10 protein-coding genes and 1 pseudogene are annotated in these 13,838 nt (G+C 69.0%); 4 read left to right on the forward strand and 7 right to left on the reverse strand.

The annotated features are described in order from the left end of the window. Position 1: 1 nt before the first annotated feature. The 4 genes and pseudogenes from NF20_RS17045 to NF20_RS17060 all read left to right on the forward strand — a co-directional run bounded on the left by NF20_RS17045 (position 2) and on the right by NF20_RS17060 (position 4,687). Positions 2–1,993 (forward strand): acetyl/propionyl/methylcrotonyl-CoA carboxylase subunit alpha, encoded by a 1,992-nt coding sequence (locus NF20_RS17045; protein WP_011723935.1) that lies wholly within the window; start codon positions 2–4, stop codon positions 1,991–1,993. Next, on the forward strand, positions 1,990–3,156 hold the full coding sequence (locus NF20_RS17050) for an acyl-CoA dehydrogenase family protein (RefSeq protein ID WP_011723934.1): 1,167 nt from the start codon (positions 1,990–1,992) through the stop codon (positions 3,154–3,156). Before NF20_RS17045 ends, NF20_RS17050 begins: the two co-directional genes overlap by 4 nt. Positions 3,157–3,160: 4 nt before the next feature. Continuing rightward, positions 3,161–3,951 (forward strand): annotated as a pseudogene (locus NF20_RS17055) (enoyl-CoA hydratase family protein). A gap of 133 nt (positions 3,952–4,084) precedes the next feature. After that, positions 4,085–4,687, forward strand: coding sequence for a DUF1707 SHOCT-like domain-containing protein (locus NF20_RS17060; RefSeq protein ID WP_003877494.1), 603 nt, complete (start codon positions 4,085–4,087; stop codon positions 4,685–4,687). A gap of 60 nt (positions 4,688–4,747) precedes the next feature. Here NF20_RS17060 and NF20_RS17065 read toward each other — a convergent pair whose 3' ends face one another. From NF20_RS17065 to NF20_RS17095, 7 genes are all read right to left on the reverse strand, one after another. Continuing rightward, positions 4,748–5,596, reverse strand: coding sequence for an aldo/keto reductase (locus NF20_RS17065; protein WP_011723931.1), 849 nt, complete (start codon positions 5,594–5,596; stop codon positions 4,748–4,750). Between the two features lie 48 nt (positions 5,597–5,644). After that, positions 5,645–7,630: a vWA domain-containing protein gene (locus NF20_RS17070; RefSeq protein WP_019733868.1), complete on the reverse strand. Its 1,986-nt coding sequence runs from the start codon at positions 7,628–7,630 to the stop codon at positions 5,645–5,647. Next, positions 7,623–9,017, reverse strand: coding sequence for an ATP-binding protein (locus NF20_RS17075; protein ID WP_003872822.1), 1,395 nt, complete (start codon positions 9,015–9,017; stop codon positions 7,623–7,625). Before NF20_RS17075 ends, NF20_RS17070 begins: the two co-directional genes overlap by 8 nt. A 102-nt stretch (positions 9,018–9,119) precedes the next feature. Continuing rightward, entirely contained in the window at positions 9,120–9,698 is a 579-nt protein-coding gene (locus tag NF20_RS26535) for an LGFP repeat-containing protein (RefSeq protein WP_011723929.1), read from the reverse strand. A 183-nt stretch (positions 9,699–9,881) separates the two neighbouring features. Continuing rightward, on the reverse strand, positions 9,882–11,465 hold the full coding sequence (purH, locus tag NF20_RS17085; RefSeq protein ID WP_024636987.1) for a bifunctional phosphoribosylaminoimidazolecarboxamide formyltransferase/IMP cyclohydrolase: 1,584 nt from the start codon (positions 11,463–11,465) through the stop codon (positions 9,882–9,884). A gap of 14 nt (positions 11,466–11,479) precedes the next feature. Further along, positions 11,480–12,109, reverse strand: a complete 630-nt coding sequence (gene purN, locus NF20_RS17090; RefSeq protein WP_003872825.1) for a phosphoribosylglycinamide formyltransferase — start codon at positions 12,107–12,109, stop codon at positions 11,480–11,482. A gap of 286 nt (positions 12,110–12,395) precedes the next feature. Beyond that, positions 12,396–13,811 carry a DUF6350 family protein gene (locus NF20_RS17095; protein WP_019732629.1) on the reverse strand — a complete coding sequence of 472 codons (1,416 nt, stop codon included), beginning with the start codon at positions 13,809–13,811 and terminating at the stop codon, positions 12,396–12,398. Between the last annotated feature and the right edge of the window lie 27 nt (positions 13,812–13,838).

The raw sequence follows: 13,838 nt of genomic DNA on the forward strand, positions 1-13,838 counted from the left end.
GATGGGAATCACGCGAGTACTGGTTGCCAACCGCGGCGAGATCGCCCGGCGGGTGTTCGCTACCTGCCGACGGCTGGGGGTGAGCACCGTCGCCGTCTACACCGACCCCGATGCCGGCGCGCCGCATGTCGCCGAAGCCGACGCCCGGGTGCGGTTGCCGAACACCACCGACTACCTCAACATCGAGGCCATCATCGGCGCCGCCCGCGCGGCCGGCGCCGACGCGCTACATCCCGGATATGGATTCCTCTCCGAGAACGCCGATTTCGCGACCGCTGTCGCCGACGCCGGACTGACTTGGGTCGGTCCGCCGGTGGATGCGGTGCGCGCGATGGGCTCCAAGATCGAGTCGAAAAAGCTGATGGCCGCCGCCGGAGTGCCGGTGCTCGACGAGCTCGACCCCGACACCGTCACCGAGGCCCAACTGCCGGTGCTGGTCAAGGCGTCCGCGGGCGGTGGCGGCCGCGGCATGCGGGTGGTGCACGAATTGTCCGCCCTGCGTGGCGAAGTGGAGGCCGCGCGCCGTGAGGCGCAGTCGGCGTTCGGTGATCCGACGGTGTTCTGCGAACGCTATCTGCCCACCGGTCACCACGTCGAGGTTCAGGTGCTGGCCGATGCCCACGGCACGGTGTGGGCGGTCGGCGAACGCGAATGTTCGATTCAGCGCCGTCACCAGAAGATCATCGAGGAGGCCCCCTCACCGCTGGTGGAGCGCACACCGGGGATGCGCGCCAAGCTGTTCGAGGCGGCCCGGCTGGCCGCCGGCGTCATCGGCTACACCGGGGCCGGGACGGTCGAGTTCCTCGCCGATGACGACGGAGAGTTCTACTTCCTGGAGATGAACACCCGGCTGCAGGTCGAACACCCGGTCACCGAGGAGACCACCGGGCTGGACCTGGTCGAGCTGCAGCTCGCGGTCGCCGACGGCGCCCGCCTGGATGCGGAACCCCCTGCCGCCCAGGGTTATTCGATCGAGGCCCGGCTGTACGCCGAGGACCCGGCCCGCGGTTGGCAGCCGCAGGCCGGCGTGGTGCACGCGTTCGCGGTGCCCTCGGTCCGGGCCGAGTTCGGCTCACTGGGGCGGCGGATCGGCATCCGGCTGGACGCGGGTATCACCGACGGATTCGCGGTGTCGATCCACTACGACCCGATGCTGGCCAAGGTCATCTCCTACGCGCCGACCCGCCGTCAGGCGGCGCTGGTGCTGGCCGACGCGCTCACCCGCACCCGGGTGCACGGCGTGCGCACCAACCGCGATCTGCTGGTGAACGTGCTGCGGCATCCGGCGTTCCTCGACGGCGCCACCGACACAGCGTTTTTCGACACCCACGGCCTGGCCGAGCTGGCGGCGCCGCTGGGCGACGCGGCGGCGGTGCGCCTGTCGGCGGTCGCGGCCGCTCTCGCCGACGCCGCGCGAAACCGCGCTCACGCCCCGGTGCTGGGCGCCATCCCCAGCGGCTGGCGGAACCTGCCGTCGGGCTTTCAGGTCAAGGACTACCGCGACGACGAGGGCCACGAGCATCGGGTCCAATATCGTTTCACCAGAACCGGTTTGGTTCTGCCCGATGACCCGTCGGTGCAGCTGGTGTCGGCCACGGCCGACGACGTGGTGCTGCGCACCGATGGTGTCGAGCACAACTTCTCGGTGCGCCGCTACCACGGCGCCGACGCCGACGTGTATGTCGATTCGGTGCGCGGGCCGGTGCACTTGACCGTGCTGCCGCGCTTCCCCGAGCCCGGTTCGAGCGTCGAAAAGGGCTCGCTGGTGGCGCCCATGCCCGGCAACGTCATCCGGCTCGGTGCCGCGATCGGGGACACCGTCACCGCCGGTCAGTCCCTGATCTGGCTGGAAGCCATGAAGATGGAGCACACCATCGCCGCCCCAGTCGACGGGGTGCTCGCCGAGCTCAATGTCAAAACCGGTCAGCAAGTCGAAGTCGGCGCTGTGCTGGCAAGAGTGGAAGCGCCGCAATCAGAAGGAGATGCACAGTGACCGACAGCAGCTTCATCGAAAACGAAGAGCGTCAGGCGTTGCGCAAGGCGGTAGCCGAGTGGGCATCCAACTACGGCAGCGAGTACTACCTGCGGAAAGCCCGAGCCCACGAGCACACCAACGAATTGTGGTCCGAGGCAGGCAAACTCGGCTTTCTCGGGGTGAACCTGCCCGAGGAGTACGGCGGCGGGGGCGCCGGCATGTACGAGCTGTCGCTGGTGATGGAGGAGATGGCGGCCGCGGGCAGCGCGCTGCTGTTGATGGTGGTGTCGCCGGCCATCAACGGCACCATCATCAGCAAGTTCGGCACCGAGGAGCAGAAGAAGCGCTGGCTTCCCGGGATCGCCGACGGCACGCTGACAATGGCGTTCGCCATCACCGAACCCGACGCCGGGTCCAACTCGCACAAGATCACCACCACCGCCCGCCGCGACGGCAGCGACTGGATCCTCAAGGGCCAGAAGGTTTTCATTTCCGGCATCGACCAGGCGCAGGCGGTGCTGGTGGTGGCCCGCACCGAGGAGGCAAAGACCGGCAAGCTGCGGCCCGCGCTGTTCGTGGTGCCCACCGATGCGCCCGGTTTCAGCGCCACGCCGATCGAGATGGAATTGATCAGCCCGGAACGCCAGTTCCAGGTCTTCCTCGACGACGTGCGGCTGCCGTCGGATGCGCTCGTCGGCGCCGAAGACGCCGCGATCGCACAGCTTTTCGCCGGGCTCAACCCCGAACGCATCATGGGCGCGGCCAGCTCCGTCGGGATGGGCCGGTTCGCGCTGGCCCGGGCCGCCGAATACGTCAAGACCCGCCAGGTGTGGGGCACCCCGGTCGGCGCGCACCAGGGCCTGTCACATCCGTTGGCGCAGTGCCACATCGAGGTCGAACTCGCCAAGCTGATGATGCAGAAGGCGGCCACCCTGTATGACGCCGGCAACGACATGGGCGCGGCCGAGGCCGCCAACATGGCCAAATATGCTGCGGCCGAGGCGGCTACCCGCTCGGTCGACCAGGCGGTGCAGTCGATGGGCGGCAACGGCCTCACCAAGGAGTACGGTGTGGCCGCCATGCTGGCCTCGGCCCGGCTGGGCCGCATCGCCCCGGTCAGCCGCGAGATGGTGCTCAACTTCGTCGCCCAGACCTCGCTGGGCCTGCCCCGCAGCTACTGAGACGATGGACGCCCTGGTCGACTACGCCGGCCCCGCCGCCACCGGCGGTCCGGTGGCGCGGCTGACGCTGAACTCACCGCACAACCGCAACGCGCTGTCCACCGCGCTGGTCAGCCAGTTGCATCAGGGGCTGCGCGACGCCTCGTCGGATCCGGCGGTGCGCGTGGTGGTGCTGGCCCATACCGGCGGCACCTTCTGCGCGGGTGCGGATCTCAGCGAGGCCGGGTCCGGCGGGTCCCCCTCATCGGCCTACGACATGGCCGTCGAGCGGGCCGGGAGATGGCCGCCCTGATGCGCGCCATCGTCGAATCCCGACTGCCGGTGATCGCCGCGATCGACGGCCACGTCCGGGCCGGCGGGTTCGGCTTGGTGGGCGCCTGCGACATCGCGGTCGCCGGCCCGCGCAGCAGCTTCGCGCTGACCGAGGCGCGGATCGGCGTCGCCCCGGCCATCATCTCGCTGACGCTGCTGCCGAAGCTGTCGGCGCGCGCGGCGGCGCGCTACTACCTGACCGGCGAGAAGTTCGACGCCCGGCGGGCCGAGGAGATCGGGTTGATCACCATGGCCGCCGAGGACCTAGACGCCGCGATCGACCAACTCGTCACCGACGTGGGCCGCGGTTCGCCGCAGGGCCTCGCGGCGTCCAAGGCACTGACCACCGCCGCGGTGCTGGAGCGCTTCGACCGGGACGCCGAGCGGCTGGCTGAGGAATCCGCCCGGCTGTTCGTGTCCGACGAAGCCCGCGAAGGCATGCTGGCGTTCCTGGAGAAGCGGTCACCCAACTGGACGAGTTAGCCAGCCGATAAGTTAGCCAGATGTCAAACAGGGGATGCGGCCGGACGGGCCGCGCGGCGTCGTGGGCCGGTGCAAGGTTGCAGTTTAGCCAATCCTCTTGCAGCAAAAGCTGGACGTCGTAGGCTCGTGGGTGATGAGCAACTCAACGCAACGGGATGCGGAGGATACGCGCGACGAGCCGTCGCGCGCCGCCGATACTGATCGCATACAGATTGCACAGTTGCTGGCATATGCGGCCGAGCAGGGCCGGCTGCAGCTCAACGACTATGAGGACCGCCTGACCAGGGCTTATGCGGCCAAAACGTACGAGGAACTCGATCAGCTGCGGGCCGATCTGCCGGGCGCGCCGATCAGCCCGCGCCGCGGCGGCAAACCGAATCCGGCGCCCTCGACGCTGCTGCTGGCCTTGTTGAGCGGCTTCGAGCGGCGCGGCCGGTGGAACGTCCCGAAGAAGCTGACCACCTTCACCCTGTGGGGCAGCGGTGTGGTCGATCTGCGCTACGCCGACTTCACCTCGACCGAGGTCGACATCCACGCGATGTCCATCATGGGCGTGCAAAGCATTTTGCTGCCGCCGGAGGTCAACGTCGAGGTGCACGGCCGCGGCGTGATGGGAAACTTCGACCGCGACGTCCCCGGCCAGGGCACTCCGGGCGCGCCGACGGTGCACATCCGTGGCTTCTCGCTGTGGGGCGGGGTGGGCATCAGGCGCAAGGCGCGCCGGCCACGGCCCTAGGGGCGCATCTTTTGGCAGCATCGAAAAGGACTGTCGCGCAGCTTTTTTGATGCTGCGCCGTCAGCGTGGTATGTAGTCGAAGGTGTCCGGATTGGGGCCGCGTCGCCCGGATTCCCCGCGGTCCAGCGCCGAGATCGCCTCCATCGCGCGCTCGTCCAGCTCGAAGTCGAACAGTTCGAAGTTCGATTTCATCCGATCCGGGTTGACCGTCTTGGGAAAGACGATGTCGCCGCGCTGGATGTGCCAGCGCAGCACCACCGGCGCGGCGGTGCGGCCGAGACCGTCGGCGATGCGGTTGATGACCGCGTCGCCGAGCACGTCGCCCTGCGCGATGGGCGACCACGCCTCGATCGCGATGCCGTGCTCGCGGGCGTAGCCGCGGACCTTCTCGTTGGTGAAGTAGGGATGCACCTCGACCTGGTTGACGGCGGGCACGGTGTCGGTTTCGGTGGCGAGCCGCTCCAGGTGTGGGACTTGGAAATTCGACACACCGATGCTGCGGGCGCGGCCGTCGCGGGCGAACTCCTCCAAAACCCGCCAGGTGGAAACGAAGTCGCCGCCGTACAGCGTGGGCAGCGGCCAGTGGATCAGAAACAGGTCGACGTAGTCGGAGCCCAAGGCTTTCAGCGTGGCGTCGAATGCCCGGCGCGCGGCGTCAGGTTCGTGAAATCCGTTGTTGAGCTTGCTGGTGACGAAAACCTCGGATCGATCCAGCCCGGCGTCGCGAATACCCTGAGCGACTTCCCGTTCGTTGCCGTACATTTCGGCGGTGTCGATGTGGCGGTATCCGATATCCAGAGCCGCCCGCACCGCCGCGGCAGTCTCGTCGGGCTTGATCTGATACACGCCGAAGCCGAGCTGCGGGATGCGCGCACCGTCGTTGAGTTCGATCGTCGGAACCTTGCTCACCCGGGTTTTCCTCCTTCACAGTCAAACTCAGTCGCGCGACCGGTGTCGCTATCGACGCCGCCGGGACCGCAGGTAGTCGCCCACCACGGCCGCTCCCAATCCGTCGAGGTCGGGCACCACCACGCGCCCCTCGACGCGCCGGGCCACCTGGTCGATGAACCGAGCCAGGCCAGGGTCGCTGCCCAGCCGGAAGATGGTGATCTGCGCCCCCAGCCGTGCCATCTCGTCGAAGCCGCGCACGGTGTGCGCGATGGTCCGCGGGTGCGGGGGGTAGTCGAAGAACACGGTCGTGCCCTCGCCCTCGAAGTCCTCCAGGTGCGCGGTCGGTTCACCGTCGGTGACCACCAGCACCACGGGCTGCGCGTTGGGGTGGCGGCGCAGATGCCGGCCCGCCAGCGCCAGCGCGTGATGCAGATTGGTGCCCTGCTCGTACACACCCTCCAGCCCGGTCAGCTCGGCGGCGGTCACCGTCCGGGCGTAGCGGCCAAAAGCAATGATCTGCAAGGCATCCGAACGAAACCGGGTGCACACCAGATGGTTGAGCGCCAGCGCCGTCTGCTTCATCGGCAGCCAGCGGTTCTCCATCACCATCGAGAACGACGTGTCCACCAGCAGCGCGACCGCGGCCTGCGTGCGCGTCTCGGTTTCGGAGACCTCGACGTCGTCGACGGTGATCTTCAACCGCCCGTCCGGTCCGTCCAGAGTGGCCGTCCCGGCTTGGCGCAGCACGGCGTTGGTCAGGGTGCGGGAGATGTTCCACGGCTCGGTGTCACCGAACTGCCAGGGCCGGGTGGCGCCGGTGAGTTCGCCGGCCGCCCCCGCGCGCCGGTGGTCACGTTCACCGCGGCGGCCGGAAAGCTGTTGTGCCACATCGCGTAATGCCGTCTCACCCAGGCGGCGCATGGCCTTCGGCGATAGCCGCCATTGGCCGTCGGACCCGCGGTCCAAAAAGCCCTGATTGACCAGCGCCCGTTCCAGCTCGGCGAGCGTGCGGGCGTCGACGGCCGCCTGGTCGCCGAGTTGGCGTGCCAGCGCGTCCAGATCGACGTCATCCATGGTGGCGCCCGGATAGCTTTGCGACAGCTGCTCGGCCAGTTGCTCCAGCTCGGCGATGTCGGCCAGCGCCTGGGTGCCCTCGCCCATGCCGAACGGGTTGTCGCCGGAGAACTGCTCGGACCCGCCCCAGTCCTCCCCGGGCCGCGCCGCCTGCAGATGCGCGTCGAGCCGGTTCAGCGCCTGCATCAGGTCGGGCGAGCCGAAAGCCTGCTGCGCCAAGGCATCCAGCTCGGCGCGCTGCTCGGCGGACAGGCTGTTGCGGAACCGCTGCGCGGCGGCGGCGCGCTTGGCCAACGAATCCAGCAGCTCCTCGACATTGCGCGGGCTCTCCGGGAAGAACTCGCCGTGCTTGGCCATGAAGTCGTCGAAGTCCTGCTGGGAGTCTTGGCCTTTGGCGTGCTTGTCCAGCAGGTCGTTGAGGTCGTTCAGCATGTCGCTGACCCGCTGACGGTCCTCGTCGGTGGCGCCCTGCAGCGCCTGCTTCATGCCCGCGAAGCGTTGGTCGAGCATCTCGCGCCCGAGTAGATCCTTGATCTGGTCGTACTTTTCACGCGCCTCGCTGCTGCGCCAGTTGTATTCGGAAAGCTCCTGCACGGCCTTGGCCGGCGACGCCGGCAGCGCATCGAGCTGCAGTTCACCGAACCGGGCGTCATCGTCGAGCGCGCGGGCCAGCTCCTTGCGTTCGGCCAGCACGGCCTCGTCCAGCAGCTTCTTGATCTCCTGCAGGGTGCCGTCTAAATTGTTGCGGCGCAACAATTCCCGTCGCCGCCGGTTGGCCTCGGCGGCCAGCCGGTCGGCGCCGGGCATGTTCTTGGTGCCGCGCCGCAGCAGCTCGGAGAGGGCACGCCGCGGCGAGGTGCCGGCCATCACGTCCTGGCCGATCTGTTCGAGCGCCTCCCGCAGATCCACCGGCGGCGCCAGCGGATCGGGTCCGCCGGTGTACGCCGAGTATCGCGACGAGTGGCCCCTGTTAGCCATAGACGGTCTGGCCCTCCCCGGACACCTTGTCGATTCGCTTGGCCAAATACAGTGCCTCCAGCGCAAGTTCGAGCGCCGCGGCGCGTTCGCCCTCCGAGCGGGCGTGCAGCTTGTCGGCGATCTTGTCCACCACCGGCAGGCTGGGGATCGCCGCCAGCACATCCTTGGCCGACACCCGCTCACCCGTCGTCACCGCCGAGCCGCCCTCGACGGCGGCCACCAGCGACCCGACGTCGATGCCGCCCAGCACCCGCGACGCGGTGTCGGCGGTCGCGCGGCGCAGCAAGTGCTCGAGCACTGCCTGTTCGCGGCCTTCCTCGCCGGACTCGAATTCCAGCTTGCCGCGCAGCACGTCGATCACCGTGCCCAGGTCGACGACCCGGGCCACCGGATCCGTCTCGCCCAGCACGGCGCCGCGGTGCCGGGCCGCGGCCGCGACGGTTTCGGCGGCCGCGATCGCGAACCGCGCCGACACTCCGGACCGCTGGTCAACGGAGTTGGACTCGCGCAGGTAACGCGCGAACCGCGCGATGATCTGCATCAGGTAGTCGGGGACGTGGGCGGACAGGTGCGCTTCCTGCGCGATCACGCCGACTTCCGCGGACAACTCGAGCGGGTAGTGGGTGCGGATCTCGGCGCCGAAGCGGTCCTTGAGCGGGGTGATGATGCGGCCCCGGTTGGTGTAGTCCTCCGGGTTGGCGCTGGCCACCACCAGCACGTCCAGCGGCAGCCGCAGCGTGTAGCCGCGGACCTGGATGTCGCGTTCCTCCATCACGTTGAGCATCGACACCTGGATGCGCTCGGCGAGGTCGGGGAGCTCGTTGACGGCGACGATGCCGCGGTGTGCCCGCGGGATCAGCCCGTAGGCGATGGTCTCCGGGTCCCCGAGGCTGCGGCCCTCGGCGACCTTGATCGGGTCGATGTCGCCGACCAGGTCGGCGACGCTGGTGTCCGGGGTGGCCAGTTTTTCGGTGTAGCGCTCGCTGCGGTGCTTCCACTCCACCGGGAGGTCGTCACCCAGCGTGGCGGCCTTGCGGATGGACTCCGGCGTGATCGGCGAATACGGGTGCTCGCCCAGTTCGGCCCCGGCGATCACGGGCGTCCACTCGTCGAGCAGGCCGACCAGCGCGCGCAGCAGCCGGGTCTTGCCCTGGCCGCGCTCACCGAGCAGCACGAAGTCGTGGCCGGCGATCAGCGCCCGCTCCAGCTGAGGCAGGACGGTGTCGTCGAATCCCAGGATGCCCGGCCAGATGGCCTCACCGTCGCCGCCTTCGGCGAGGCGGGCCAGCAGATTCTCGCGGATTTCCTGCTTGACTCCCCGTTCACGATGTCCGGCGGCACGCAATTCGCCGACGGTGCGGGGCAGGTTGCTCGGTGACGTCACCACTCCACGCTACGACGAGCGCCCAGACGCGTCATCCGAAGGGCGTTCACTGCGTGCCGACACGAAGGCCGGGCATCGTGGGGACGCCCGGCCTTCGCGGCGTACCTAACCGGTGGTGACGGTGGCCTCGGCGTCACCCGGCTTCCAGGTGATGGTGCCGTGCTCGAACGTCGACTTCTTCGCGCCGTCGGGGGTGTCCACCTCGTCGCTGGTCGGGTAGCCCAACTGGCCCTGCGACCCGCCCAGCTGGTTCCACTTGTCGCGGATCTTGCCCCACACCACATAAGCCTGTGTCTTGGAAACGATCACGCCGCCGTCGAATTGCTGGTAGACGCCGCCGTCCGGGTTCTTCTGCTCGTTGCCCGTCGGGGCGCCCAAGTCCTTGCGCGCCTTGTCGTCGAGGGCGTTGTACTTGGCCAGGATCGGCCCCTCGACGGTGTACGGGGTGCCGTTGGCGCCGTTGATCTGCGTCGAACTCGGGGCGCCGCTGGTGCCCGTGCTTTCCGACGGTGCCGCGCTCGCCGAGGTTCCCGAGGTTCCCGAGGTCGCCGAGGAGGTCGCCGACGAACTCGCCGGGCTGGTTGTCTGCCCGGCGTTGTTCGACTTGCTGCACGCCCCACCGATCAGCGCGAAGGCCGCAAGCGCAACGGAGAAAGCAGCCGTTCGTTTCGTAATCTCGCGCATTTCAATTCCTCTCGAAAATGGACGGGACCAGCCGTCCGTGTATCGAAAAGGGAAGGTAGGTCGATCCGCGACCGCCCGAAAGGAAAGGAGGAAACTCGCAGGGGCCGTCGGGTCCTCCCCCGAACGCATCGTACTGAGAATCGACGCGTTTGTGACCCCCATCACCGGCATCGCGGCCAATCGCTAGTGGGCGAAGTGACGCGCCCCGGTGAGATACAGCGTGATGCCGGCGTTGGCGGCGGCCGCGGTCACCTCGTCGTCGCGCACCGATCCCCCGGGGTGCACGACGGCCTTCACCCCGGCGCCGGTGAGCGTCTCGAGCCCGTCGGGGAACGGGAAGAACGCATCCGAGGCCGCGACCGCGCCGCGCACCCGGTCCCCGCCTCGTTCGACGGCCAGCCGGGCGGCGTCGACCCGGTTCACCTGGCCCATGCCGACGCCGATGGTGGCGCCGCCGGCGGCGATCACGATGGCATTCGATTTGACGGCGCGGCACACCCGCCACGCGAACACCAGGTCCGCCAGCGTGGCCGGGTCGGCGGGTGCCCCGGTGGCCAGCGTCCAATTGGCCGGGTTGTCGCCGTGCGCGTCGAGTTCGTCGCGCTGCTGCACCAGCAGCCCGCCGCTGATCGGGCGCAGTTCGGTGCCGCCGGTCAGCGGCTCGGACGCCACCAGCACCCGGATGTTCTTCTTGCGGGTCAGGATGTCCAGGGCGGCCGGCTGATACGCGGGGGCGATGATCACCTCGGTGAAGATGGTGCTGACGTATTCGGCCATCTCGACGCTGACTTCGGTGTTGGCGGCGATGACGCCGCCGAACGCGCTCAGCGGATCGCATTCGTGGGCCTTGCGATGCGCGTCGGCGACCGATGTCGACGAGATCGCGATCCCACATGGGTTGGCGTGCTTGATGATTGCCACACACGTTTGTTCATGGTCGAAGGCCGCCCGCCAGGCCGCGTCCGCATCGGTGAAGTTGTTGTAGGACATCTCTTTTCCGTGCAGCTGCTCGGCTTGCGCCAGGCCCGGCCAGGCACCCGGGTCGCTGTACAGCGACGCCTGCTGGTGCGGGTTCTCGCCGTAGCGCAGCATCGCCGAGCGGCGCCAGCTGCGGCCCAGCCACTTCGGGAAGGTGGTCGGCGGATGTTCGGGGGCCAGCGTCGACTCCATCCACGTCGCCACCGCGATGTCGTAGTCGGCGGTGTGCTGAAACGCCAACGCCGCCAGCCTTTTACGCTCGGCGAGGGTGAATCCGCCGTGGCGCACCGCCGCGAGCACCCCGTCGTAGCCGAGTGGGTCGACGACCACCGCCACGCTGGGGTGGTTCTTGGCGGCGGCCCGCACCATCGACGGGCCGCCGATGTCGATCTGTTCGACGCATTCGTCGATGCCGGCGCCGGAGTCGACGGTTTCGGTGAACGGATACAGGTTGACGACGACGAGCTCGAAGGCGGCGATGCCGAGTTGCTCGAGCGCCGCGGCGTGTTCGGGTTTGCGCAGATCCGCCAGCAGTCCGGCGTGCACGCGCGGGTGCAGTGTCTTGACCCGGCCGTCGAGCACTTCGGGGAAACCGGTCAGCTCCTCGACCCGGGTCACCGGAATGCCTTTCTCGGCAATGACCTTCGCGGTGGAACCGGTCGAGACGATCTCGATGCCCGCCTCGGTCAGTCCCTGGGCGAGCTCGACCAGACCGGTCTTGTCGTACACGCTGATCAAGGCGCGACGGATCGGCCTTTTGGCGTTTTCCCGCCAGTCGTCGGTGCTCATCGGTTGGTCGCCTTTCATCCGATCGTCGCTTTTCTCCCGACCAGGGTCAGGCCGCCGGTCGCGATCGCAGCCACCACATCCACCAGCAGCTTGCGTTCGGTGACTTTGATGCGTTCGTGCAACGTCTGTTCGTCGTCGCCGTCGAGCACCGGAACGGATTGCTGAGCCAGAATCGGCCCGGTGTCCGTCCCGGCGTCCACCAGGTGCACCGTACAGCCTGTGACTTTCACGCCGTAGGCCAACGCTTCGGCCACGCCATGTGCGCCCGGGAAGGCCGGCAGCAGCGCCGGATGCGTGTTGATGACCCGCCCGTAGAAGCGTGAAAGAAATTGCGGCCCAAGGATTTTCATAAACCCTGCGGATACCACCAGGTCGGGCGAGTGGGCGGCGGTGGCCTCGGTGATCGCGGCGTCCCAGGCGGCGCGGTCGGGGTGGTCGCCGAGCCGGACGGTGAAGGAGGGCAGGGAGGCGGCCGCGGCGATCTGGGTGGCCAGGCAGTCGCGGTCGGCGCCGACCGCGACCACCCGGGCCGGGTAGTCGCCCACGGCGGCGTCGATCAGCGAGCTGAGCAGCGATCCGGTACCCGAAGCCAGCACCACCACCCGCGCCGGCGCATTGGGGGGCACATGCAGCGGTTCGACCACATCGGCGAGCCTAGTCAGGCGACGATGCGTGCCGTCACGGCACGCTGAGGAGCCCGACAATCGGGCCGCAGCGGGCGACGATGCGTGCCGTCACGGCACGCTGAGGAGCCCGACAATCCGGTGCCCGGGCGCCGGCGCGCCGTGCGGGTCGAGCGTCGGCGCCCCGCGCGGGCAGGGCGCCGGCGCGCCGCGCCGGCGGGGCACATGGGAAGTGCCGCCTCTGAGCGACAATCACCGAAGTCCGATCCCCCGACGTGTCGTTGTCGCTCAGAGGCGGGCAAAGTTCCTATTCCCCGGGCCGGCGCTCGCCCGCATCGCCCGCGTCGCCCGGCCCGCGCTCCCCGGGATCACCCGCGTCACCCTCACGCTCGCCCGCAACGCCCGGGGATTCGTCGACACCCTCCGCCGCAACCTCGTCGACACCCTCCGCCGCAACCTCGTCGACACCTTCCGCCGCAATCTCGTCGAGGCCCGCAACGTCACCAACGGGCCCGACCGCCTCGCCGAAGACGGAATCGTGCTCCTCGGCCACCGGCGCCGCGGGCGCGGGGCGCGGCTTGAGCCGTCGGGTGGGGCGCCGGATCCCGCCGCTCATCACCACCGTGGCCCCGCCGACCACCGCGAACCAGAAGAAGACCCCGACCAGCAGCGCACCCTGGTCCACGCCGACGTGCCCGAAGTTGCCCAGCTGGCCGCTGCCGGCGTAGGCGAGCAGCGACATCACCAACGCCCCGGCCACCGAGGCGGCCAGCAGTTTGACCATCGCGGCAACGGGCGGCAGCGGGCGCCGCGCGCACTGCTGCCCGACCGCCACGCCCGACGACGCCCCGATGATGAGCAGCGCAACCCACACCGGTCCCAGCGGCGGCCGGGGCACGGCGGCGAGCACCGGCAGGGCCGGGATGTCCCCGCCGAACACGGTGAACGAACTGAACGTCGCGAAACCGATGTGCGCGCTGGACCCGACGGCCACCGCCGCGGTGCCCACAATGACGTTGGGGGCGTACAGCATTGACAACACGGTGAGGCTGAACTCGCCGAAGATCGAATCGGTGATCCCGTAGAGCTCCTGCATGGTCGCCCAATGCACCACCAGCGACCCGGCGGTCACGAAGCCGGACAGCCCGAGCAGCGCCAAGACGCCGGCGGTCGCGGCGCGCAACGAATCACCCAGCCAATAGGGCAGCGACGACGCCGCCAGCGCGCGCGGCCCCACCTGCGACCACACCCCGATCCCGGCGCCGATGGCATGCACCAGGAGCACGCTCAGAAATGCCCGCAGCGCGCTGGGCGTCTGCAACTCGGTGATCACCGACGACGCGTCGTGGATGACGGCCAGCGCGACCGCCGTCATCAACAACGGGCCACCCAGCGCCGAGGCAACCACCCAGCGAATGACCAACCACGACGAGTGCGGCGAGGTGGCCCGCGCGGTGTTGCGCGCCGTGGCCCACACCATCAGCAACACCGGCAGCAGCGGCAGCACACCCAGTTCGCGGCCGCCGATCGACACCGGCACCTGGTGCACGCCCAGCCACATGCTGGCGATGGCGCCCAACGCGCCGGTCATGTCGCTGTTGGCGATCAACAACTGGATCAGCGTGACCGCGGCGATGATGACCAGTGCCACCACCGCCGGGGCGAACGCGACCCTGACGAGGTCACGCGCCTGGCGAGCGCCCGCTGCCCGGTTGTCCTCCACCCGTGTCACTCTGGGGCACGTTCCCGA

Source organism: Mycobacterium sp. MAC_080597_8934 (assembly GCF_000523975.1).
Taxonomy (GTDB): domain Bacteria; phylum Actinomycetota; class Actinomycetes; order Mycobacteriales; family Mycobacteriaceae; genus Mycobacterium; species Mycobacterium avium.